Annotated in this window: 16 protein-coding genes and 1 pseudogene; 9 read left to right on the top strand and 8 right to left on the bottom strand. The window is 64.3% G+C overall.

The window, feature by feature from the left end:
- The first annotated feature begins 5 nt into the window (after positions 1-5).
- Complete coding sequence (locus ACVJGD_RS33315; RefSeq protein WP_456638179.1) at positions 6-980, top strand: type II secretion system F family protein; 975 nt, start codon at positions 6-8, stop codon at positions 978-980.
- Between the two features lie 125 nt (positions 981-1,105).
- On the opposite strand, the gene ACVJGD_RS33310 is transcribed toward ACVJGD_RS33315, so the two are convergent.
- Complete coding sequence (locus tag ACVJGD_RS33310) at positions 1,106-1,915, bottom strand: tetratricopeptide repeat protein (protein ID WP_456638178.1); 810 nt, start codon at positions 1,913-1,915, stop codon at positions 1,106-1,108.
- A 115-nt stretch (positions 1,916-2,030) separates the two neighbouring features.
- Here ACVJGD_RS33310 and ACVJGD_RS33305 point away from each other — a divergent pair, with 115 nt between their 5' ends.
- Both ACVJGD_RS33305 and ACVJGD_RS33300 read left to right on the top strand, forming a co-directional pair.
- Positions 2,031-3,413 carry a leucyl aminopeptidase family protein gene (locus ACVJGD_RS33305; RefSeq protein WP_456638177.1) on the top strand — a complete coding sequence of 461 codons (1,383 nt, stop codon included), beginning with the start codon at positions 2,031-2,033 and terminating at the stop codon, positions 3,411-3,413.
- On the top strand, positions 3,406-4,248 hold the full coding sequence (locus tag ACVJGD_RS33300) for a C40 family peptidase (protein ID WP_456638176.1): 843 nt from the start codon (positions 3,406-3,408) through the stop codon (positions 4,246-4,248). The genes ACVJGD_RS33305 and ACVJGD_RS33300 overlap by 8 nt, the downstream gene beginning before the upstream one ends.
- Positions 4,249-4,396: 148 nt before the next feature.
- On the opposite strand, the gene ACVJGD_RS33295 is transcribed toward ACVJGD_RS33300, so the two are convergent.
- From ACVJGD_RS33295 to ACVJGD_RS33270, 6 genes are all read right to left on the bottom strand, one after another.
- Positions 4,397-6,022, bottom strand: coding sequence for an ABC transporter ATP-binding protein (locus ACVJGD_RS33295; protein WP_456638175.1), 1,626 nt, complete (start codon positions 6,020-6,022; stop codon positions 4,397-4,399).
- A gap of 11 nt (positions 6,023-6,033) precedes the next feature.
- On the bottom strand, positions 6,034-7,212 hold the full coding sequence (locus ACVJGD_RS33290; protein ID WP_456638174.1) for an ABC transporter permease: 1,179 nt from the start codon (positions 7,210-7,212) through the stop codon (positions 6,034-6,036).
- Positions 7,212-8,321, bottom strand: a complete 1,110-nt coding sequence (locus ACVJGD_RS33285; protein ID WP_456638173.1) for a microcin C ABC transporter permease YejB — start codon at positions 8,319-8,321, stop codon at positions 7,212-7,214. Before ACVJGD_RS33285 ends, ACVJGD_RS33290 begins: the two co-directional genes overlap by 1 nt.
- Positions 8,322-8,324: 3 nt before the next feature.
- Positions 8,325-10,190 carry an extracellular solute-binding protein gene (locus ACVJGD_RS33280; RefSeq protein WP_456640452.1) on the bottom strand — a complete coding sequence of 622 codons (1,866 nt, stop codon included), beginning with the start codon at positions 10,188-10,190 and terminating at the stop codon, positions 8,325-8,327.
- A 14-nt stretch (positions 10,191-10,204) separates the two neighbouring features.
- The gene (locus tag ACVJGD_RS33275) at positions 10,205-12,100 is read right to left on the bottom strand and encodes an extracellular solute-binding protein (RefSeq protein ID WP_456638172.1); all 1,896 of its coding nucleotides are present in this window, start codon (positions 12,098-12,100) and stop codon (positions 10,205-10,207) included.
- Positions 12,101-12,302: 202 nt separating this feature from the next.
- Positions 12,303-12,848, bottom strand: a complete 546-nt coding sequence (locus ACVJGD_RS33270) for a c-type cytochrome (protein ID WP_456638171.1) — start codon at positions 12,846-12,848, stop codon at positions 12,303-12,305.
- Positions 12,849-13,051: 203 nt separating this feature from the next.
- Between ACVJGD_RS33270 and ACVJGD_RS33265 the strand changes: the two genes are divergently transcribed.
- Positions 13,052-13,792 (top strand): 3-deoxy-manno-octulosonate cytidylyltransferase, encoded by a 741-nt coding sequence (locus ACVJGD_RS33265; protein ID WP_456638170.1) that lies wholly within the window; start codon positions 13,052-13,054, stop codon positions 13,790-13,792.
- Between the two features lie 21 nt (positions 13,793-13,813).
- Positions 13,814-14,674 carry a prephenate dehydratase gene (locus tag ACVJGD_RS33260; protein ID WP_456638169.1) on the top strand — a complete coding sequence of 287 codons (861 nt, stop codon included), beginning with the start codon at positions 13,814-13,816 and terminating at the stop codon, positions 14,672-14,674.
- 161 nt (positions 14,675-14,835) lie between these two features.
- Here ACVJGD_RS33260 and ACVJGD_RS33255 read toward each other — a convergent pair whose 3' ends face one another.
- Positions 14,836-15,855, bottom strand: a complete 1,020-nt coding sequence (locus ACVJGD_RS33255; protein ID WP_456638168.1) for an LLM class flavin-dependent oxidoreductase — start codon at positions 15,853-15,855, stop codon at positions 14,836-14,838.
- Between the two features lie 395 nt (positions 15,856-16,250).
- Between ACVJGD_RS33255 and metF the strand changes: the two genes are divergently transcribed.
- The 4 genes and pseudogenes from metF to ACVJGD_RS33235 all read left to right on the top strand — a co-directional run bounded on the left by metF (position 16,251) and on the right by ACVJGD_RS33235 (position 24,700).
- Positions 16,251-17,147: a methylenetetrahydrofolate reductase [NAD(P)H] gene (gene metF, locus ACVJGD_RS33250; RefSeq protein WP_456638167.1), complete on the top strand. Its 897-nt coding sequence runs from the start codon at positions 16,251-16,253 to the stop codon at positions 17,145-17,147.
- 19 nt (positions 17,148-17,166) lie between these two features.
- Positions 17,167-21,021, top strand: a complete 3,855-nt coding sequence (metH, locus tag ACVJGD_RS33245) for a methionine synthase (RefSeq protein WP_456638166.1) — start codon at positions 17,167-17,169, stop codon at positions 21,019-21,021.
- Between the two features lie 989 nt (positions 21,022-22,010).
- The gene (locus ACVJGD_RS33240; protein ID WP_456638165.1) at positions 22,011-22,814 is read left to right on the top strand and encodes a crotonase/enoyl-CoA hydratase family protein; all 804 of its coding nucleotides are present in this window, start codon (positions 22,011-22,013) and stop codon (positions 22,812-22,814) included.
- A gap of 1 nt (position 22,815) precedes the next feature.
- Positions 22,816-24,700: pseudogene (locus ACVJGD_RS33235) on the top strand (feruloyl-CoA synthase).
- The last annotated feature ends 2 nt before the right edge of the window (positions 24,701-24,702 follow it).

Genomic DNA, 24,702 nt, shown 5'->3' with positions numbered 1-24,702 from the left:
GCGGGATGTTCGAACTTATTGCCGACAAGCTCCACGACGTCAGGTTCATGACCATGCTGCTCGCGGCGATCGCCGTGAGCGCGACCTGCTATTCGCTGATCATGCCGCTGTTTGCCGGCGAGAACCTGCAGAAGCGGATGAAGGCGGTGGCGAGCGAACGCGAGCGTATCCGCCAGCGCGAGCGCGAGCGGCTGGCCAGATCGGAGAAGGTGTCGCTGCGGCAGACGCCGAAGCAGATCGTCTCCAAGGTGGTCGAGGATTTCAATCTGAGCAAATGGGTGGCTCAGGAAGCGGCGCGCGACAAGCTGATCATGGCCGGCTATCGCGGCAATGCGCCCTACATCACCTTTCTGTTCTTCCGCGCCGTGACGCCGATGGTGTTTCTGGTGCTGGCGGCGCTCTACGTCTTCCTGATCGCCGAGGTCGGGCAAGGCCTGATGGTGAAGCTCGGCATCTGCATCGGCGCCGCCTATCTCGGCCTGCAGGCACCCATGCTGTTCCTGAAAAACGCCATCTCCAAGCGCCAGCTCTCGATCAAGCGCGCCTTCCCCGACGCGCTCGACCTGCTCCTGATTTGCATCGAATCCGGCATGTCGGTCGAAGTCGCCTTCAGGAAAGTCGCGACCGAGATCGTCGGCCAATCGGTGCCGCTGTCGGAGGAATTCGCGCTCACCACGGCCGAACTGTCCTACCTGCAGGACCGCAAGGTGGCCTATGAGAACCTCGCCAACCGTACCGGGCTCGAAGGCGTGAAGTCGGTTTGCCTGGCGTTGCAGCAGTCCGAGCGCTACGGCACGCCGCTCGGCCAGAGCCTGCGCGTGATGGCGCAGGAAAACCGCGACATGCGCATGACCGAGGCGGAGAAGAAGGCGGCCGCGCTGCCGCCGAAACTGACGGTGCCGATGATCGTATTCTTCCTGCCCTGCCTCTTCATCGTCATTCTCGGCCCGAGCTACATCAAGGTCATGGCGATCCAGTGAGCCGGAATACGCGAGATAGCCTCCGCGGTTCGCGCCGTCCGCGTGTGTGGGAGAGAGCCCCACCCGGCGTTTAGCGCGCCGACCTCCCGCCAAGCGGGAGATGAGGGAAATTGAGCCGACGGGGATCAGTCGTCGCGCGCGACGACCGGCACGGGCTTCGCCGCCGCGGTCCGCGGATTGTCCCGCCCCTTCAGCATGTCGCGGAGGTAGGCGACGTTGGCGGCGGCTTCGTCGGCCGGCAGGTCCGACTTGACGATGTTCTCGGCTTCCGCGAACCGGCCCTGCAGGCCGACCACCAGGGCAAGGTTCTGCCGCACCCGGCTGTCGGCACGGCTGCTGGCATAGGCGCGGCGCAGATTCTCTTCAGCCTTGGGCAGGTCGCGGCTCAGCATGTAGGACAGGCCGAGATTGGACAGCACCGACGGCTCGTCCGGAGCAAGACGCAGCGCGCTCGCATAATAGCGGCGCGCCTCGTCATGCCGGCCAAGTCTGTCGAGCGTGGTTCCCTGCACCGACAGGATGCGCCAATCGGGATTGTCGGGTGAGTGCGCGCGGCTCAGGACGTCGAACGCCGCCTGCGCATTGCCGTTGTCGGCAAGCGCCCGGCCATAGGCCGCGAGCAGCGGCCGGTTGCCGGGATTGGTGATCGTGGCCTGTTCCAGCATCGCGACCGCCTGCGCCCGCTGTCCGGTCGTGCGCAGCGCCTGCCCGTAACCGATCGCGGCCTCGACGTCCTTCGGATTGGCGCGATAGCGCTCGCCATAGAATTCGACGGCGCGGCGCGGGTCATCCGGCGCGGCGGCGGCGGTCTTCGTCCGTGTGGTCAGCGAGCCTGCGACATCGGAGAGCGTCTGGCAGCCGCCAAGGCCTGCCGCCAACAGCGCCGAAAGGGCAACCGACGCGAGAGCGCGGGCAAGACTGGACTGTCGACGCATGGCGCTTTAACTCACAATGTCCGGCGAAATGATCGAACCGAATGCATCAGCAATAGACTGTTAACCCTAACGTCTGGTTAATTAGGCAGCGCCCCTGCCATTTGATGAGAGCAGCATGCCATCGATCTTCGAATCCGCGTCCGCGTCGAACGCCATTCCCATCATCTTCGTCACCAAAACGAATTGGGAGCAGATCCGCGAGACGCTTCCCGCTCATGCGCGGCAGTTCGCACAGGCCAATGGCTTTGTGGCCAAGCCCGGCAAATATCTGGCGCTGCCCGCGCCCGACGGTTCGCTCGCACAGGTGCTGTTCGGACTTGAGGATGAGGCAAGCCGGTCGCGCGATCCGTTCCGGCCAGGCAGCCTGCCCGGCTTGCTGCCGTCAGGCGTCTACCGCTTCGCCAATGCGCCACACGACACGCGGCTCGCCGTACTCGCCTTTGCGCTCGGCAGCTACCGCTTCAGCCGCTATCGCAAGGCGGACTCTCCCGACGTGCGGCTGGTGCCGCCGGATGGCATCGATGCAGCCGATATCTCGCGCATGGCGGAAGCCGCATGCCTGGCGCGCGACCTCATCAACACGCCCTCGAACGACATGGGGCCGCAGGAGCTGGCGCAAGCGGCAGAACAGATCGCGGCGCGGTTCGGCGCCGCCTTCAACTGCATCACGGGCGACGAACTCGTGCGGCGGAACTTTCCGCTGATCCACGCCGTCGGCATGGCCTCGAGCCGCGCGCCGCGGCTGATCGATCTCACCTGGGGTAACCCCGATCACCCCAAGGTGACGCTGGTCGGCAAGGGCGTCTGCTTCGACACCGGCGGGCTCGACCTGAAACCATCGAGCGGCATGCTCATCATGAAGAAGGACATGGGCGGTGCCGCCAATGTGCTTGCGCTGGCGCAGATGGTGATGGACGCGAAGCTCAAGCTCCGGCTGCGCGTGCTGATCCCCGCGGTCGAGAACGCGGTCGCGGGCAACGCCTTTCGCCCGCTCGACATCTTCACCTCGCGCAAGGGGGTGACGGTCGAAATCGGCAACACCGATGCCGAGGGACGGCTGGTCCTCGCCGACGCGTTGGCGCTCGCCGACGAGGAAAAGCCGGATCTTTTGATCGACCTGGGCACGCTGACCGGCGCCGCGCGCGTGGCGCTCGGGCCGGACCTGCCGCCTTTTTACACTCAGGATGACACGCTGGCCGCTGAAGTCGCGGCTCACGCCAAAGCGGAGCACGATCCGTTGTGGCGCATGCCGCTATGGCCGGCCTACGATGCCTGGCTGGATTCGAAGACCGCCGACATTACCAACGCGCCGTCGGGCACGTTCGCCGGTTCGATCACCTGCGCGCTGTTCCTGCAACGCTTTGTCGAGCACGCCAAACGCTGGCTGCATGTCGATATCTACGGCTGGACTCCCAGCGCGAAACCGGCGCGGCCCGAAGGCGGCGAATGCCAGGCGGCACGCGCGATCTACAGACTGTTGAGCCAGCGCTATGGATGACCCGCGGCTGACGCCTGCGCGGGGCGATATCGCCGCGAAATATCTCGAAGGCAAGGTGAGCGCAGAGCGCTTCGTCACCGGCGAGGAGTTCGAGATCGCGTACGCACTCGCGCCGCTCTGCGACGCGCCGCGCTCCGACGCCGCGCTGCTGACGCAGGCCCTGAAGGGCGAGCGCGTCACCATCTACGACCGCAATGGCGAGGGGTTCGCCTGGGGCCAGCTTGGCAGCGACGGCTATGTCGGCTGGCTGCCGGACGCCGCGCTGACAAAACCTTCCGCCACGCCGACCCACAAGGTCACGGCGCTGCGGACCTTCGCCTTTCCCGGCCCCTCGATCAAGCTGCCGCCGGTCGAGACGCTGCCGCTCGGCGCCAGGCTGAACGTCGCGCGCGAGGACGGCGTGTTCGCGGTGACGCACGAAGGCTGGCATTTGCCGCGCCGCCATGTCGGCGGTATCGACGCGCTTGAGGATGATTTCGTCACTGTTGCTGAACGTTTCGTCGGCACCCCCTATCTGTGGGGCGGCAAGAGCAGCCTTGGCATCGATTGCTCCGGCCTGGTGCAGGTCGCGCTGACCGCTGCCGGCACCGGCTGTCCGCGCGACAGCGACATGCAGCAGGAGGGTCTCGGGCGCGAGCTGAGCGCGGCGGAAGCAAAGAAGCTGCAGCGCGGCGACCTGATCTTCTGGAAGGGCCATGTCGCCATCGTGCGCGATGCGACGACGATCGTGCACGCCAATGCGCATCACATGGCAACCGTGATCGAGCACACCGCTGAGGCCATCGCCCGCATCAAGGCGGCCGGCAGCGAGGTCCTCGCGATCAAGCGGCTCTAGCGGGGCCTCATGGTTCGAGACGCCGCTTCGCGGCTCCTCACCATGAGGATCAGGCAGCTAACGACACGTCATCACCGGAAGTACGGCGTTTCCCCTCATCCTGAGGAGCCGCGAAGCGGCGCCTCGAAGGATGAGGCCCGACTGCCGCTCAGGTCGCCACCGCTCTATCGCCTGCCGTCTCCAGGCGGAAGGCGGCGGCGAAGAGGGCGCGGGTGTAGTCGCTCTTCGGGTTCTTGAACAGTTCGGAGGCCGGTCCCTCCTCCTCGACCTTGCCGGATTTCATCACGATCAGATGGCTGGCGAGCGAAGCCACCACGCGCAAATCGTGCGAGATGAACATGTAGGTGAGGTCGCGCTTGCGCTGCAATTCGCGCAAGAGATCGACCATCTGCGCCTGGAACAGCATGTCGAGCGCGCTGGTCGGCTCGTCGAGCACCACGAAATTCGGCTCCAGCACCACCGCGCGCGCGATCGAGATGCGCTGGCGCTGGCCGCCGGAAAATTCATGCGGATAGCGGAAGCGCCATTCCGGCTTGAGACCGACATCCTTCAGCGCCTTGATCACCCGCGCCTCGCGCTCCTCGGCCGACAGATGTCCCTGATGAACGCTCAAGCCCTCCGCGACGATGTCGCCGACCGACATGCGCGGGCTGAGCGCGCCGAACGGATCCTGGAACACGATCTGCATGTCGCGGCGGAACGGGCGCATCTGCTTGAAGCGCAGGCCCTGGATGTTGCTCCCTAAGAACACGATCGGCCCGTCGGAGGAGATCAACCGCAGCAGCGCCAGCCCGAGCGTGGTCTTGCCGGAGCCGGATTCGCCGACCACGCCGAGCGTCTCGCCCTTGCGCACGGCGATGCTGACGCCGTCGACCGCCTTGATATGACCGACGGTGGAGCGCAGCAATCCGCGCTTGATCGGGAACCAGACCTTCAGATTGTCCGCCGAGATCACCACCGGCTCCTCCGGGCGCGGCGGGGCCGGATCGGGCTTGGGCTCCGCGGCGAGGAGATCGCGGGTATACGGATGCTTGGGCGCGGTGAAGACCTGCTCGACCGGGCCGTGCTCGACGATCTTGCCGCCGTTCATGACGCAGACGGTATCGGCGATGCGGCGGACGATGCCGAGATCATGGGTGATGAACAGCATGCTCATGCCGAGCCGGGTGCGGATCTCGGCCAGCAGCGCCAGGATCTGCGCCTGCACGGTGACGTCGAGCGCCGTCGTCGGCTCGTCCGCGATCAACAGGTCCGGCTCGTTGGCGAGCGCCATCGCGATCATCACGCGCTGGCGCTGGCCACCGGAGAGCTGATGCGGGTAGCTCTGCAGCCGCGTCTCGGGCTCGGGAATGCCGACCTGCGTCAGCAGCTCGATGGTGCGCGCCCGCGCCGCCGCGCCGCGCACGCCGCTGTGCAGCGACAGGATCTCGCCGATCTGCGCCTCGATGGTGTGGAGCGGATTGAGCGAGGTCATCGGCTCCTGGAAGATGATCGAGATGTCGTTGCCGCGCACCTCGCGCATCTCGCGCTCCGAGGCGGTAAGGAGATCGCGGCCCTTGAAACGGACGCTGCCGGAAGGATGCGACGCCGCCGGATAGGGCAGCAGTTTCAGGACCGACAGCGCGCTGACGGATTTGCCCGAACCGGACTCGCCGACCAATGCAACGCATTCGCCGCGCTTGATAGAGAACGAGACATGGTCGACCGCGACCGACGGGCCGAAGGCGACCGAGAGGTCGCGGACATCGAGCAGAGGCTGGTTGATCGCGTCCATGATGCTGCCCTCTACCTGAACGTCTTGCGTGGGTCGAAGGCGTCGCGCGCGGCCTCGCCGATGAAGATCAGGAGCGAGAGCATGATCGCGACGGAGAAGAAACCGGTGAAGCCGAGCCACGGCGCCTGCACGTTGGCCTTGCCCTGCGCCAGCAACTCGCCGAGCGAAGGCGAGCCCGGCGGCAGGCCGAACCCTAGGAAGTCCAGCGCGGTCAGCGTCATCACCGAGGATGAGACGATGAACGGCAGGAAGGTCATGGTCGCCACCATCGCGTTCGGCAAGAGATGGCGGAACATGATCACCGCATTGGAGACGCCGAGCGCGCGCGCCGCCTGGATGTACTCGAAATTGCGCCCGCGCAGGAACTCTGCGCGCACCAGGCCGACCAGCGACACCCAGGAGAACAAGAGGAGGATGCCGAGCAGGATGAAGAAGCCCGGCGGCAGCACCGCGGAGATGATCAGAAGCAGATAGAGCGAGGGGATCGCGGTCCAGACCTCGATCAGGCGCTGGAACGTCAGATCGATCCAGCCGCCGAAATAACCCTGCACGCCGCCGGCGGCGACGCCGATGATCGAGGACAGGATGGTCAGCGTGAGGCCGAACAGCACCGAAATCCGGAAGCCGTAGATCAAGCGCGCGAGCACGTCGCGGCCCTGGTCGTCGGTGCCGAGCCAGTTGTATTCGAGATCGCGGCAGCCGCTGAGATGCTTCTTCTCCACCACCTCCTTGCACTGTGCCTCGGTCAAAAGCCAGGTCGGCTTCGACGGTGCCGGTGTCGGCAGGTCGAGATTGTGGGTGTCGTAGGAATAGCGGATCGGCGGCCAGATGATGGTGCCGTCCTTGGCCGCGATCTGCTTCTGCAAGTACGGATCGCGGTAATCCGCCGTGGTTTCGAAATCGCCACCGAAGGTCGTCTCGGCATAATTGAAGAGCACCGGCCAATAGAGCCGGCCGTCATATCTGATCATCAGCGGACGATCATTCGCAATGAAGTTCGCGAACAGCGAGACCACGAACAGCACCAGGAAGATCCAGAACGACCAGTAGCCCCGGCGGTTGGCCTTGAAGTTCTGCCAGCGGCGCTTGTTGAGCGGCGACGGCTCGAACGGATGGCGGCTCGGCGGTACGGCTTCGCCGAGCGGCGACTGCGTCGTGGTCTCGACCGGCTGGGGCGCGAGCATCGTCATCAGACTTCCCTCGCCTCGAAATCGATCCTCGGATCGATCCACATGTAAGCGAGATCGGAGATCAGGTTTACGACCAGGCCGACCAGCGAAAAAATGAAGAGCGTGCCGAACACCACCGGATAGTCGCGATTCAGCACGCTTTCGAAGCCGAGCAGGCCGAGCCCGTCGAGCGAGAAGATGGTCTCGATCAAAAGCGAGCCGGAGAAGAAGGCGTGGATGAACGCGCTCGGAAAGCCGGCGATCACGATCAGCATCGCGTTACGGAAGATATGGCCGTACAGCACCTGCGTCTCGCTGCAGCCCTTGGCGCGCGCAGTCATGACATATTGCTTGCGGATCTCGTCCAGGAACGAGTTCTTGGTCAGCAGCGTCATGGTGGCAAACGCCCCGAGCGCCATCGAGATCAAGGGCAGCGTGATGTGCCAGAAATAGTCGATGATCTTCCAGTACCAGGGGAATTGCGACCAGCCGTCCGAGGTCAGCCCGCGCAACGGGAACAAGTTGAAGAACGAGCCGCCGGCGAACAGGATGATCAAGAGGATCGCGAACAGGAAGCCGGGAATCGCAAAGCCGATGATGATCACGGCCGACGTCCAGGTATCGAACCGCGAGCCGTCCTGCACGGCTTTGCGGATACCGAGCGGGATCGAGATCAGGTAGGTCAGCAGCGTCATCCAGATGCCGAGCGACATCGACACCGGCAGCTTCTCCTTGATCAGTTGGATCACGCTGACGTCGCGGAAATAGCTCTTGCCGAAATCGAAGCGGGCGAAGTTCCACACCATCAGCAGGAAGCGCTCGGGCGCCGGCTTGTCGAAGCCGAACTGCTTTTCGAGATTCTTGATGAAGGCGGGATCGAGGCCCTGCGCGCCGCGATATTTCGAGTTGACCGCATCAGCCGAGGCGCCGCCCGGCGTACGGGCCGCAAAATCGCCGCCCGAAGAGCCGGAAACCCGCGAGGCGCCGCCGGTATCGGCGCCGGAGAGTTGCGCGAGCACGCGCTCGACCGGGCCGCCCGGCGCGAACTGCACGACCACGAAGGACACGAAGAGGATGCCGAGCAGTGTCGGCACCATCAAGAGAATGCGGCGAGCGATATAGGCGGTCATGTCTCACTTCGCCTGTTCGGCGTTGGCAGCCTTGGCCGGGTCGGCCCACCAGTTATCCGGCGCGCCCACGCCTTGCGCGTAGCGTGCTGGCTTCGGCGGATGGGCGAACACGTCCCAATAGGCGACGCGATGCGTGTTGGCGTACCACTGCGGCACCCAATAGCGTCCGGCACGGAAGACACGGTCGAAGGCGCGGCAGGCGGTGGTCAGTTCCGCCCTGGTCTCGGCGGCGATGATCTTCTCGATCAGCGCATCGATCACCGGGCTGGAAATGCCGGCGAGATTATAGGAGCCCTTGGTGCTGGCAGCCTGCGACGAAAAGAAAGCGCGCATGCTGTCGCCCGGCGTCGCCGACATCGAGAAGCGCTCGATGGTCATGTCGAAATCGAAATCCTCCAGCCGCGCGCGGTATTGCACGGCGTCGATCAGCCGGAACGTCGCCTCGATGCCGAGGGTGGCGAGATTCTTGATGTAGGGTCCGTGATGCGGCTGGATCGAAGCTTCGTCGTTGAGGAATTCGATGGTGAAGGGCTCGCCGTTCGGCAACAGCCGCTTGCCGTCCTTGACGGCGCAGCCGGCGTCGCTCAGCAGTTGCGCCGCCTTGCGCAGCAGCGCCCGGTCCTGCCCGGAGCCGTCGGACACCGGCGGCACGAAGGGCTTGCCGAACACCTCGTCCGGCACCTGGCCGCGGAACGGTTCGAGCAATGCGACTTCCTCCGGCGAGGGCGGGCCTGATACCATCATGTCCGAATTCTGGAACGGCGAATGGGTGCGCGCATAGGCGCCGTACATGATGGTCTTGTTGGTCCACTCGAAATCGAAGGCGTAGATCAACGCCTCACGCACGCGCGGATCCCTGAACTTGTCGCGACGCAAGTTGATGAACCAGCCCTGCGCGCCCGACGGCGTCTCGTCCGGCAACAGCTCGCGCTTGACCTTGCCTTCCTTGATCGCGGGGAAATCGTAGCGCGTGGCCCAGATGCGTGCGGTGAGCTCCTCGCGGTAGAGATAATTCCTGCCGGTGAAGCCCTCGAAGGCGACGTCGCGGTCGCGATAGAATTCGTAGCGGACGGTGTCGAAATTATAGCTGCCGCGGCAGACCGGAAGATCGGCCGCCCACCAGTCCTTGACGCGATCATATTCGATGAAGCGGTTGACCTCGAAGCGGCCGACTTTGTACGGCCCGGAGCCCAAAGGCGTATCGAGCGTCGATTCATCGAACGGACGGTTGGCGTAATAGGCCTTCGAGAAGATCGGCAGGCTCGCGACATAAAGCGGCACGTCGCGCGCGCGCTTCGGCGCGAAGCTGGCGACGACGGTCGCATCGTCGAGCGCCTCGGCCTTGATGAAATCGCGGAGCTGCACCAGGATCAGCGGGTGCCCCTTTTCCTTCAGCGTGTTCAGCGAGAAGGCGACGTCCTGCGCGGTCAGCTTCGAGCCGTCATGAAACCGCGCCTCGGGGCGGATCGTGAAGGTGTAGGTGAGCTTGTCGGGCGAAATCCGCACCGACTTCGCGGCCAGCCCATACATCGCATCGGGCTCGTCACCGGCGCGCACCATCAGCGCCGTGAACGTCATGTCCATGCCCTGTGCGCCCTCACCCTTGAGGATGTAGGCATTGAGCGAATTGAACGTGAAATAGGACTGGTTATAGGCGCGGACGCTGGGGATCAGCGAGAACATCCCGCCCTTCGGCGCATTCACGTTGACATAGTCGAAATGGTGGAAGTCGGCGGGATATTTCAGATCGCCGAACGCCGACATGCCGTGCATCTCGACGCCGTTATCGGCGGCTGCCGGACCAAGCCGCGTCGCGCAGAGCGCACCGATACCGAGGCCGAGCGCGTGCCGACGGGTGAATAGCGCCATGCGGGAGATGTCCTTCAAGACCGTTTCGCGATCCGGTTCGCCTTCTCAGCGTCGTACCACCACAGCGTCGGCAGGCCCGAACGCGCGTATTTCGGCAGCTCGGCATGGCCGAAGCGATCCCAGCGCGCATAGCGTGCAAACGGATAGGTGAACTGCGGCACCACGTAGAAATTCCACAGCAGCACCCGGTCCAGCGCCTTGGTCGCGGCAACGAGGCCGGCGCGGTCCTTGGCGAAGATGACCTTGTCGATCAGCGCATCCACCGCCGGGTTCTTGATGCCGATCGTGTTCTTCGATCCCGGCTGGTCCGCGGCCTGCGAACCCCAGAATTCGCGCTGCTCATTGCCGGGCGAGAGCGACTGGCCCCAGACGTCGGTGATGATGTCGAAATCGAAACTGCGAATCCGGTTCTCGTACTGCACGTCGTCGACGACGCGGATCGACGTCGTGACGCCGATGCGCTCCAGCGACGGCTTGAAGAACAGCGCGATCCGCTCGGAGGAAGGATCCTGCACCAGGATCTCCGCGCTGACCGGCTTGCCTGAGGGATCCACCAGCTTGCGTTCGCGCACCTCGAAACCGGCCTCCTTCAGCAGCTTCATGGCCTCGCGCAGGTTGGCGCGCACTGCCTCGGGATTGCCGCCGACCGGATTGGTATAGGGCGTCGTGAAAACCTCCGGAGGCACCTTGTCGCGCACGGTCTGGAGGATCTCGAGCTCCTGCCCCTCCGGCAGGCCCGAGGACGCCAATTCCGTGCCGTAGAAATAGCTGTCGATGCGCTTGTACTGATTGTAGAAGAGCTGCTTGTTCATCTCCTCGAAATCGAAAGCGAAGTTGAAGGCGCGGCGGAGACGGGCGTCCTTGAACTGCTCGCGGCGCAGGTTGAGCACGAAACCCTGCATGCGGCCGAGATCGTTGATCGGAAACTCCTCTTTGATTACGCGCTTCTCGGTCACGGCCGGAAAATCATAAGCGGTCGCCCACTGTTTCGCCGAGTTCTCGACGATCCAGTCGGCCTGGTCGGCCTTGAAGGCTTCGAGCGCGACGTTGTTGTCGCGGAAGTATTCGGAACGCAGCTCGTCGAAATTGTTCTGGCCGATCCGCACTGGAAGGTTGGCGCCCCAATAATCCTTCACCCGTTCGAGCCGGACTGAACGACCGGCGACGAAGTCGGCGATCCGGTACGGGCCCGAGCCGAGCGGCTTTTCCAGCGTGGTTGCGGAGATATCGCGCTTGCGGCCCTGGTCGTCAGTGCCCTGCCAATAATGCTTCGGCAGCACCAGCAATTGGCCGACGATGTGCGGCAATTCACGATTGCCGGGCACATCGAAACTGAATTTGACGTCGCGCTCGCCGCTTTTCTCGGCCTTGGCCACGTGCCGGTAGTACGCTCCGTAGAACGGGCTTTGCTTCTTGAGCGTCTCGATCGAGAAGATCACGTCCTCCGGCGTCACGGGCTTGCCGTCGTGCCAGCGCGCCTCCTTGCGCAGCCGGTAGATCACCCAACTGAAATCGTCGGGATGGGCCGCGCTCTCGGCGAGCAGGCCATATTCGGTCGAGACCTCATCCTGCGAGGGCGACATCAATGTCTCGTAGATCGCCATCGCGGCCTGCGCGATCGAGCCCTTCACGCCCATCACCGCGACATTGAAGTTGTCGAAGGTGCCGAGCGAGATCGTCCGCGCGACGCCGCGCTTCGGCGCATCCGGATTGACATAGTCGAAACGCTGGAAGCCGGCCGGGTATTTGATGTCGCCGAACAGCGACAGCGCGTGGCGCCACGTCAATCCGTCGGGCTCGGTATTGGCAAGCGCGGGAGAGATCGATGCTGCGCCCGGGATAAGCCCAAGCACCGGGGTCAGCGCGGCCACCGCGCCGGTCTGCAGAAGGTGTCGTCGGGTAATGGCCAAAGGGAGCTTCCTGTCGTGAACGGGTTACGCACTAAGTGCGTAATATAGGGCAAGGTTTCGGCCGATTATGTTGCTTTTTCCTCATCTTGGAAGCCCGGGGGACTTCACACGTGCGGCGAAACGTCCCGATGACAAAGGTGCGATCCATACGGAAACGGCCAGGCGATGCCTGGCCGTTCCAATTGAATCCATGAAGGAAATGCTATTTCTGCGCGGTCGGCAGCGGCTGCGGATGATCCGACAGCGAATTCAGGTAGGCGATCACGTCTGCGCGCTCGCTGTCCTTCGGGATGCCGGCGAAGCCCATCGCGGTGCCCGGGATGAAACCCTTCGGGTTGGCCAGGAACTTGTTGAGGTCGTCGAACGTCCAGGTGCCGCCCTTGGCCTTCATCGCCGCCGAGAAGTTGAACCCGCGTCCTTCGCCGCGCGGCTCGCCCACGATGCCGAAGAGATTCGGACCAACCCGGTTCGGGCCGCCCTTCTCGAAGGTGTGGCAGGCCGCGCACTTCTTGGCCGCGGCGGAGCCCTTTTCCACAGAGGCGGTCTGCAGCAGTTTCTCGATCGGCTCGGACGGTGCGGCGGCTTCCGCGGGTCCACCCTTGCTCTCCTCTTTCACCGCGATCTCGAAACCGGGCTTGTCCAGCGGCTTCGGCGTGAACACGGCTTGGGCGGCAAAGCTCGTCACCAGGACAATGAGGCAGGTGCCAAGGATCGCACCGAGAATCTTGTTGAGTTCGAAGGAGTCCATTTCGGATCAGGCTCCAGGCCTAAAATGTCGACTTCAGGCGGGCCGAACGGCCGCGGGGGTGAGCCTCGGAATCAGCCCTCATCGCGCCTCCCCCGAGCAGAGTTGAGATATCGGTTTGCCTGCGCTCTGGCAACCCGTATAAACGCGCCGACTTTTACCCTCTCCCGACCCTGATTCCTGCCGCCGGCAGGGTTTCGATTTCGATGGCTGATCCGCGGATTCTGGTGCTGATTCCCGCCCGCATGGCGGCCACGAGGCTGCCGGGCAAGCCGCTCCTCGACATTGCCGGGCAGCCGATGGTCGTCCACGTGTTGCGGCGGGCGATCGAGGCCGATATCGGCCGTGTCGCGGTCGCAACCGACGCGGCGGAGATCGAAGCGGCCGTAAGAGCGGCCGGCGGCGAGGTGGTGATGACCCGCGCCGATCACCCCTCGGGCTCCGACCGCATCTTCGAGGCCGCAACCACGCTCGACCCGCAGCGCAAGGCCGAGATCGTGGTCAATCTGCAGGGCGATTTCCCGACGATCACGCCGGGCACGATCCGCGCCGTGCTGCCGCCGCTCGACGATGGCGCGGTCGATATCGCAACGCTCGCTTCCGAGATCCACACCGAGGAGGAGAGCCTCAACCCGAACGTGGTGAAGGCGGTCGGCTCGCCGATCACGGCGCAGCGACTGCGCGCGCTCTATTTCACCCGCGCCACCGCGCCGTTCGGCGACGGGCCGCGCTACCATCATATCGGCCTCTACGCCTATCGCCGCGCCGCGCTGGAGCGCTTCGTGCGGCTGCCGCCCTCGCCCCTGGAACAGCAGGAGAAGCTCGAGCAGCTCCGCGCGCTGGAGGCGGGGATGCGGATCGATGTCACCATCGTCGATACCGTGCCGCGCGGCGTCGACACCCCGGCCGACCTCGAAACCGCCCGCAAAATACTTTCCAAAGCCTGATCCGCTGCTAAAACGCCCGATATGACCAAGAAGCTGAAAATCGCCTTCCAGGGCGAGCCCGGAGCCAATTCCCACATCGCGATCGTCGAGGCCTATCCCGACGCCGAGCCGATGCCCTGTGCGACCTTCGAGGACGCGCTGTCGGCGATCTCCTCCGGCGAGGCCGATCTTGGCATGATCCCGATCGAGAACTCGGTCGCCGGCCGCGTCGCCGACATCCACCATCTGTTGCCGGCCTCCGGCCTGTTCATCGTCGGCGAATGGTTCCTGCCGGTCCGGCATCAATTGATGGCCGTGAAGGGGACCAAGCTCGCCGACATCAAGAGCGTGGAGAGCCATGTGCACGCGCTCGGCCAGTGCCGGCGCATCATCCGCAAGCTCGGCGTCAAGCCGATCGTCGCCGCCGATACCGCCGGCAGCGCGCGCGACATTGCCGAGCGCGGCGACAGCAGCGTCGCCGCCATCGCCTCGCGCCTCGCCGCCGACATCTACGGCCTCGACATCCTGGCCGAGGACATCGAGGACGAGGCCCACAACACCACCCGCTTCGTGGTGCTGGCGCGCGAGGCGAAATGGGCTGAGCAGGGTTCTGGCCCGCTGGTCACCACGTTTGTTTTCCGGGTGCGCAACCTGCCCGCCGCGCTCTACAAGGCGCTCGGCGGCTTCGCCACCAATGGCGTCAACATGACCAAGCTCGAAAGCTACATGGTCGACGGCAATTTCTTCGCGACGCAATTTTATGCCGACGTCGACGGCCATCCCTATGATCGCGGGCTGGCTTTCGCCCTGGAAGAACTGAAATTCTTCTCCCGCGAATTCCGCATCGTGGGCGTCTACCCCGCCCACCCGTTCCGCGCGACCTTCAGCGAAAAGGCGGATTGAGGCGCACGTGAGGGGCGCACGCCCGTCTCCCCACGTCGTCCCGGGCTTGACCCGGGACCCATAACCACAAGCGTGAGTGGTTAGAAGATGCTGGGGCTGCTTGCGAGGTTCACAACACACATTCGTGGTTATGGGTCCCGGCTCAAGGCCGGGACGACAGCTTATGCGGCTGCTTTGCTCTGAAGCCCGAACGCGTCCGCCAGCAAACTATACGACTTTTTCCGCGCCTCGTGGTCATACACTGCGGTGATGATCATCAATTCATCCGCCTCGGTCGCCGCGATCAGCGGCTGCAGTTTCGCCATCACCGTCGCCGGGCTGCCGACGAAAAAGCGCGACCGGTTGCGGGCGATGGAAGCGCGTTCAGCGTCGGTGTAGGGATAGGCGAGCGCCTCCTCCACGCTCGGCAGCGGCAGATACTGCCCGCGATCCCGCCGCAGCCGGTTGAGATCCATCGACAGCGCCAGCTTTTCGGCTTCTTCATCGGTCTCGGCCGCCACCGCCGCCACCGCGAGGATCGCCTGCGGGGTCTGGCGCCAGGCGGACGGCTTGAAATGGGCGCGATAGCTGGTCATCGCATCGACCGCGTCATGGGTCGCGAAATGATGCGCGAAGGAGAAACCCATGCCGACCTGGGCCGCCAGCTCGGACGAATAGCCGCTGGAGCCGAGCAGCCAGATCGGCGGCAGCGGCGAATCGTCGGGCATCGCCACCACCTTGTTGAAGGGGTGGCCGGGCGGGAAATCGCGCGTCTCCCACAGCGTCAATTCGTGCAGCCGCTCCAGGAAATCGTCGCCCTCGCGGCGGTCGAGCCGGCTCCGCAGCGCATAGGCGGTGGCGCCGTCGGTGCCGGGCGCACGTCCGAGGCCGAGATCGATGCGGCCGGGGAACAGCGCCTCCAGCATCTTGAAGCGCTCGGCGACCACCAGCGGCGCGTGATTCGGCAGCATCACGCCGCCGGAGCCGACGCGGATGTTCCTGGTGACGGCAGCGATCTGCCCGATCATCAGATCCGGCGCGGGGCTCGCGACGGAAGCGAGGTTGTGGTGCTCGGCGAGCCAATATCTGACATAGCCGAGCCCATCGACATGGCGCGCCAGATCGATGCTGTTGCGCAGCGCTGCGGCGGGCTTTGTGGCTGTGGTGACGACCGAAAGGTCCAGAACGGAAAGCGGGATCATCGCGCTAAGCTAGGGCGGCGCATTGAAACCACAAAGCCCCTCCACGTGCAGATCAGTTCCGCGACACTTCCGCCTCCAAGGCTGAGCGGCCAAGAACAGGAGTGGGACAAAATGTCGTTATTCCGTTACAATGCTCCTTCGCCCACACCTGGGGCGGGAACCGAACTGACCCGATATTTGCAACAAACGGCTTTTATTTCTAGCCTTCTGAGGTAAGTCGCAGGACTCATGCTCCTGCCCACCAGATATTGAAATCGCCGTCTCAAGCGAACAGATTTACAAAAAGTGGGCAAATTCCCATTACTGATGGGCTGTTTGACCAGCCTGCTTTGCCCTATCTTACAGCCTCGACCGCCAAAGCCGTCGCCGATTGCCCCGTGGAGCTTGTGAGAGCCATGACCGAGGTTGCCGCCCCGCCGTTCAGGACTCCCGCCATTTCCTTTGAGTTCTTCCCGCCGAAGACCGAGGAGATGGAGCGCAGCCTGTGGGACACGATCAACCGGCTGGCGCCGCTGTCGCCCACCTTCGTCTCCGTGACCTATGGCGCAGGGGGATCGACCCGCGAGCGCACCCATTCGACCATCGCCCGCATCCTGAACGAAACCAGGCTGTTGCCGGCGGCGCATCTGACTTGCGTCAGCGCCTCACGCAGCGAGATCGACGAGATCGTCGACCGCTATCATGAGGTCGGTGTCCGTCACATCGTGGCGCTGCGCGGCGATCCGCCGGGCGGCATCGGTACGCCCTATTTCACGCATCCGGACGGCTACCAGAGCTCGCCCGAACTGGTCGCCGGCATCAAGAAGCGTCATCCCGATATCGAGATCTCGGTTTCGGCCTATCCGGAGAAACATCCGGAGAGCCCGACCTTCGACGCCGATATCGACACGCTGAAGGCCAAGGTCGATGCCGGCGCCACGCGCGCCATCACCCAGGTGTTCTTCGACAACGATCTCTACTTCCGCTACCTCGACCGGGTGCGCTCGCGCGGCATCGAGATCCCGATCGTGCCAGGCATCATGCCGATGCACAATTTCAAGCAGGCCCGCAATTTCGTCACCCGCGCCGGCACCACGGTGCCGGACTGGTTCGCCGCGAAATTCGAAGGCCTCGATGACGACGCCGAGACCCGCAAACTGGTCGCGGCCACCGTCGCCGCCGGCCAGGTGCAGAAGCTGGCAAAGCACGGCGTCGACACCTTCCATTTCTACACCATGAACCGCGCCGATCTCGTGTTCGCGATCAGCCATCTGCTCGGCATCCGCCCGAACGGCGCCAAAAAAGCTGCTTGAAGAAAGCTGCCTGAGTAAAATGACCGTACCTGTCTCTCCCAAGCGTACCGCCCTCATCGCCGCCGCGCGCGAGCGCATCCTCGTGCTCGACGGCGCCATGGGCACGATGATCCAGGGTCTGCAATTCGATGAAGCGGCGTTCCGCGGCGAACGCTTCAAGGATTTCCATCGCGACATCAGGGGCAACAACGACGTCCTGATCCTCACCCAGCCACAGGCGATCGAGGACATCCACGCCGCCTATTTGCGCGCCGGAGCCGACATCGTCGCGACCAACACCTTCTCCTCGACCTCGATCGCGCAGGCCGACTACGAGATGTCGGATCTCGCCTATGAGCTCAACCGCGAGGGCGCCAAGCTTGCGCGCGCCGCCGCCGAGAAGGTGAGTGCCGAGGACGGCAAGCCGCGCTTCGTGGCAGGCGCTTTGGGGCCCACCAACCGCACCGCCTCGATCTCGCCCGACGTCTCCAATCCCGGCTATCGCGCCGTGACGTTCGACGATCTGCGCAAGGCCTATGGCGAGCAGATCAAGGGCCTGCTCGACGGCGGCGCCGACCTGCTGCTGGTCGAAACCATCTTCGACACGCTGAACGCCAAGGCCGCGCTCTATGCGATCTCGGAGATCACGGAAGAACGCGGCATCGATGTGCCCGTGATGATCTCCGGCACCATCACCGACAAATCCGGCCGCCTGCTCTCGGGCCAGTTGCCGGAGGCGTTCTGGAATTCGGTGCGGCATGCCAAGCCGATCACCATCGGCTTCAACTGCGCGCTCGGCGCGGAAGACCTGCGCAGCCACATCGCCGATATCGGCCGCGTCGCCGATACGCTGGTTTGCGCCTATCCGAATGCCGGCCTGCCCAATGAATTCGGCCAGTACGACGAGACGCCGGAATATATGGCGCGGCTGATCGGCGAATTCGCGCGCGACGGCCTCGTCAATATCGTCGGCGGCTGCTGCGGCACCACGCCGGACCATATCGCGGCGATCGCCGCGGCGGTTAAGCCGCACAAGCCGCGCGTGGTGCCCACGATCGAGCCGCGCCTGCGGCTCTCGGGCCTCGAGCCCTTCGCGCTGACCGACGCCATTCCTTTCGTGAACATCGGCGAACGCACCAACGTCACCGGTTCGGCACGCTTCCGCAAATTGATCACGGCTGGCGACTACACCGCCGCCCTTCAGGTCGCGCGCGACCAGGTCGAGAACGGCGCGCAGATCATCGACGTCAACATGGACGAGGGCCTGCTCGATTCGGAGAAGGCGATGGTGACGTTCCTCAATCTCGTCGCCGCCGAGCCCGACATCGCCCGCGTGCCCATCATGGTCGATTCCTCGAAATTCGCCGTGATCGAGGCCGGGCTGAAGTGCATCCAGGGCAAGCCGGTGGTGAACTCGATCTCGATGAAGGAAGGCGAGGAGAAGTTCATCCACGAGGCCACGATCGCCAAGCGCCATGGCGCCGCTGTCGTGGTGATGGCGTTCGACGAGACCGGCCAGGCTGACACCTTTGCGCGCAAGACCGAAATCTGTAAGCGCGCGTACGACATCCTGGTCAACCGGCTCGGCTTCCCGGCCGAAGACATCATCTTCGATCCCAACATCTTCGCGATCGCGACCGGCATCGAGGAGCACAACAACTACGGCGTCGATTTCATCGAGGCCGCGCGCTGGATCCGCCAGAACCTTCCCGGCGCGCATATTTCCGGCGGCGTCTCCAATCTCTCCTTCTCGTTCCGCGGCAACGAGCCGGTGCGCGAGGCGATGCATTCCGTGTTCCTCTACCACGCGATTCATGCCGGCATGGACATGGGCATCGTCAATGCCGGCCAGATGATCGTCTATGACGACATCGATCCCGAGCTGCGGCAGGTGTGCGAGGACGTCATCCTCAACCGCGACCCCGGCGCCTCCGAACGATTGCTGGCGCTGGCCGAAAAATTCCGCGGCAAGGAGAAGCAGAGCAAGGAAGCCGACCTCGCCTGGCGCGAATGGCCGGTCGAGAAGCGCCTGTCCCACGCGCTGGTGCACGGCATCACCGAATTCATCGAGGACGATACCGAGCAGGCGCGGCAGGCGGCGCAGCGTCCGCTCGACGTCATCGAGGGCCCGCTGATGGCCGGCATGAACGTGGTCGGCGATCTCTTCGGCGACGGCAAGATGTTCCTGCCGCAGGTGGTGAAGTCGGCGCGCGTCATGAAGCAGGCGGTCGCCTATCTGATGCCGTTCATGGAAGAGGAAAAGGCCCGCAATCTCGCCAATGGCGTGACCGGCGACGGCCGCAACGCCGCCGGCAAGATCGTGCTCGCGACGGTGAAGGGCGACGTCCACGACATCGGCAAGAACATCGTCGGCATCGTGCTGCAATGTAACAATTTCGAGGTCATCGACCTCGGCGTGATGGTGCCGGCGGCAAAGATCATCGAGACGGCGAAGACCGAAGGCGCAGACATCATCGGCCTCTCCGGCCTGATCACGCCTTCGCTCGACGAGATGAGCTTCCTCGCCGGCGAGCTGGAGCGCGAGGGCCTGAACCTGCCGCTCCTGATCGGCGGCGCCACCACCAGCCGCGTCCATACCGCCGTGAAGATCGACCCGAACTATCCGGGCGGACCGGTGGTGCATGTCAACGACGCCAGCCGCGCCGTCGGCGTCGCCTCCTCGCTGCTCTCGCCCGAGAAGCGCAAGGCCTATGCCGCCGACATCCGGGCCGAATACGCAAAAATCTCCGCGGCACATTTCCGCGCGCAGCAGGACAAGAAACGGCTGAAGCTCGCGGAGGCCCGCGCCAACGGCGTGAAGGTCGACTTCGCCAAGGTGCCGCCGAAGAAGCCGGCCTTCTTCGGCATCAAGAGCTTTGACGCCTACGATCTGGCGGAACTGGCTGATTACATCGACTGGACGCCGTTCTTCCAGACCTGGGAATTGACCGGGCGCTTCCCGGCCATCCTCGACGATCCCAAGGTCGGCGAGGTCGCGCGCTCGCTCTACGATGATGCGCAGAAGATGCTCGGTCGCATCATTCAGGAGAAGTGGTTCAAGGCCCGCGCGACCATCGGCTTCTGGCCGGCCAATGGGGAGGGCGACGACATCGCCGTCTATGCCGACGAGACGCGCAAGAAGAAGATCGCGACCTTCCATACGCTGCGCCAGCAGCTCGAGAAGCGCGAAGGCCGCTTCAACGCCGCGCTGTCGGACTTTATCGCGCCTGTCGGTTCGGGCGTGCCTGACTACATCGGCGGCTTCGTCGTCACCGCAGGCATCGGCGAGGACGCCGTCGCCGACCGCTTCAAGAACGCCAACGACGATTACTCCTCGATCCTGTGCAAGGCGCTTGCGGATCGCCTGGCCGAAGCCTTTGCCGAGCGCTTGCATCAGCGCGTGCGCAAGGAATTCTGGGGCTATGCGCCTGAGGAGGCGCTGTCGTCGGATGAGCTGATCCTGGAGAGATATCAGGGCATCCGCCCGGCGCCCGGCTATCCCGCGCAGCCCGACCACACCGAGAAGGCGACGCTGTTCGCGCTGCTCGACGCCGAGAACACCGCCGGCGTGAAGCTGACGGAAAGCTTTGCGATGTGGCCGGGCTCTTCTGTCTCCGGCCTCTATTTCAGCCATCCCGAGAGCTTCTATTTCGGCGTCGGCAAGATCGAGCGCGACCAGGTCGAGGATTACGCCAAGCGCAAGGACATGACGGTCACCGAGGTCGAGCGCTGGCTCGCGCCCGTGCTGAACTACATCCCTTCGCAGGACGCGAAGCAGCCGGCACAGGCGCCCACGCCGGTCGCCACCCCCGCCAACGACGTCACCTCGCACCCACCCGGCTGCACCTGCGCCGTGCATCTGGCCTGGCGCAAGAAAGCCGTCGGCGCGGGTTAGGACTTCGCCTCGCACACCGCCGTCATTGCGAGCGGAGCGAAGCAATCCATGCCTCAGCTTGCGGCGCTATGGATTGCTTCGCTCCGCTCGCAATGACGATGTGGATGCAGTGGGTGCGACAAATCAACCCGTCGGGCAAATCACCAAAAGTCTGTCCAGACCTTCGCGCAAAAATAAATCGCTTAACCCGTCGGGCAAATCAGTGATTTAACTCCGCGCGTCTCACGGCGGATGAGGGGCGGGTCGCGATCGTCACGAACGTTGCGGTGAGATGCGGTGGACGCGATGGGTGTGACTGACGAGCACACACATCACGGACGGCGAAGTCGTGTGGTTCTGGCGCCCCGACGCTGGCGCTAAGTTTTTTGCGCGAAACAAGTTTCGCGCGAGAGATGACGGTGGCAAGAAAGCCCGGTCACCGGGAAGAGCACGAAGTAAGCCGTAAACCATCGCGCAGGGAAAGCCGGTGTTGCTCCGGTTGACCTGTGGTCCTACCCCCGTGCTTTTTGTTGCACGGGGCCCACGGGTGCAACCGGCACCCGGCTTTCCCTGCGCCCTCTGATATCGAAGAGGGTGAATCGAGCCGCAAAGCTCGGGCGCAAGGCGCCGCGAGAATGCGAACTCACATCCCTCCGCTGTTTGATAATTGAATCAGGCCTAACCCCCGTCATTGCGAGCGCAGCGAAGCAATCCATCGCGCCACTTGCGGAGACATGGATTGCTTCGCGGAGCCTGTCATCGGGCGGCGCTACGCGCCGACCCGTTGGCTCGCAATGACGTTGAGGGAGCGGCACACTCCAATCCATCCCCTCACCCTGAGGAGACCGCCGTAGCGGTCGTCTCGAAGGGCGAGGCCACCGGCGGGCCTCATCCTTCGAGACGCGGCCAAACGGCCGCTCCTCAGGATGAGGGTCTCGCGGCGGCATCGTATTGACTCCGCCAGTGATCGTTATACAGTATAACTATTCTGGGAAGGAAACAATAAGGCCATGGGAAACGCCGCCTCCGCCGCGACCGAGGATCGCGCGGCGCTGTTGAAGATCGAAAACAACGGCGCGGTCCTGACCGTGGGCCTCAACCGGCCGGCCAAGCGCAACGCGCTGAACGACGGCATCATGCTGGCGATCCAGGATTGCTTTTCCGACATCCCCGATGGCGTCGGCGCCATCGTCGTCCACGGCGTCGGCGACCATTTCTCTTCCGGCCTCGATCTGTCCGAGCTCTCCGAGCGCGACGCCACCGAAGGCCTTCAGCATTCGCAGATGTGGCACCGGGTGTTCGACCGCATCCAATATAGCCGCGTGCCCGTGATTGCCGCACTGAAGGGCGCGGTGATCGGCGGCGGCCTGGAGCTTGCCTGCGCCGCGCATATCCGCGTTGCCGAGCCTTCCGCCTATTTCGCCCTGCCGGAAGGCCAGCGCGGCATCTTTGTCGGCGGCGGCGGCTCGGTGCGCCTGCCGCGCCTGATCGGCGTGCCCCGCATGATCGACATGATGCTGACGGGACGAGTCTATTCCGCGACCGAAGGCGCGGCCTATGGCTTCGCACAATATCTGACGGATGCAGGCGGCGCATTGCCGAAGGCGATCGAACTCGCCGAGCGCATCGCCAAGAATGCGCCCCTGACCAATTTTGCCGTGCTGCAGGCGCTGCCGATGATCGCCGAAGCCAACCCGCAGACCGGACTTCTGATGGAATCGCTGATGGCGACCGTGGCGCAGAGCGACAAGGAGGCAAAACGCCGGATCCGCGAATTCCTCGAGCACAAGACCGCGAAAGTGAAGCCGACCTGAGATGAGCGCCAGGCCCGACATGTCCGCGTCAGTCAAAGATGCCACCGCGCATCCGCTGCGCGCGATATCGTTCGGCAATCCGGAGGTCACCATCGAGCGGCGCGGCGATGGCGCGATCTATCTTCGCCCACGAAAGAAGCTCCTCGATTATCCGCAGCGCATCACCGATCGGCTGCATCATTGGGCCGAGGTCGAGCCCCAGCGCGTGTTCATGGCCGAGCGGGCAACAGGCGGCGCCTGGCGCGAAGTCACTTACGCTGAGCTGCTCGATGCTTCCAGGCACATCGCCTCCGCACTGATCGCGCGCGGCCTGTCGGCGGAAAGACCTGTTGTCATCCTCTCCGGCAATTCGATCGACCACGCGCTGCTCGCGTTCGGTGCCCTCTATGCCGGGGTGCCGTTCTGCCCGGTTGTCGCCGGCCTATTCGCTGGTGTCGCGGGATTTCGGCAAGCTCGGCTTCGTGATGAAGCTGCTGACGCCCGGCCTGGTCTTCGCCGACGACGCCGGCAAGTTCGCCGAAACGCTGTCGGCGAATGTTCCTGATGGCACCGAGATCGTGGCTTCGCGCGGCGAGCTTCCCGGCCGCGTCGTGACTAGACTTTCCGAACTGCTGGCGACGCCCGAGCATCCGCTGCTCGACGCCAGGCACGAAGCCGTCGCGCCGGACACGATCGCAAAATTCCTGCTGACATCAGGCTCGACCGGCAGTCCCAAGGCGGTCATCAACACCCAGCGCATGCTCTGTGCCAATCAGGTGATGCTGCGCGAGACGCTGGCGTTCCTGAAGGACGAGCCGCCGGTGATTGTCGACTGGCTGCCCTGGAATCACACTTTTGGCGGCAACCACAATATCGGCCTGACGCTGTTCAACGGCGGCTCGATGTATCTCGACGAGGGCAAGCCGATGCCAGGCGGCATCGAGGCCACCGTGCAGAACCTCCGCGAGATTTCGCCGACGGTCTATTTCAACGTGCCCAAGGGCTATGAATCGCTGCTGCCCTATCTGCGCGACGATGCCGGCCTGCGCGCGAAATTCTTCGGCCGCCTGCACGCGATGTTCTTCTCCGGCGCGGCGCTGTCGCCCTATGTCTGGAATAGCCTCGACGAGCTCGCGGTGCGCGAGACCGGTTTTCGCGTGCCGATGCTGACCGGACTCGGCGCCACCGAGACCGCCCCGTTCTTCATGTCGGTGCGGCCCGACACCAGCCGCTCCGGCCATGTCGGTCTTCCCGTATCAGGCAACGAAGCCAAGCTGCTGCCGAACAACGGCAAGCTCGAAGTGCGCGCCAAGGGACCGAACGTCACGCCTGGCTATTGGCGCCAGCCGGAACTGACCGCCGCGGCCTTCGACGAAGAGGGCTTCTACAAGTTCGGCGATGCGCTGAAGCCGGCCAATCCTGATGATCTCGACGCGGGCTTCGATTTCGACGGCCGGATCGCCGAGGATTTCAAGCTCGCCAGCGGCACCTGGGTCAGCGTCGGCCCGCTCCGCGCACGCTTCATCGCTGCCTGTGCGCCGCTGGTGCGCGACGTCGTCATCGCCGGCATCAACCGTGACGAGATTTCCGCCATCGTGATCCTGGATCTCGATGGTTGCCGCGTCATCAACCCGGCGCTGTCGGCCAATGATATCGCGGCGGCCGCGTCCGATTCCCTGGTCCGCGCCGCCTTCCGCGAGCGCTTTGCCCGCTTCCTCGCCAGCGCCACCGGATCGTCGACCCGGATCACCCGGGCGATCCTGCTCGATGCGCCGCTCTCGATCGATCGCGGCGAGGTCACCGACAAGGGCTCGATCAACCAGCGCGCGGTGCTGGAGCATCGCAGCGCGCTGATCGAGGCGCTATATGCCGAAACGCCGCCCGCACACGTCGTCACATTGAGCTGAAT

The organism is Bradyrhizobium sp. USDA 10063, from assembly GCF_054063735.1.
Note: the sequence above shows the minus strand (reverse complement) of the source record. Positions and strands in the feature narration are given on the sequence as shown.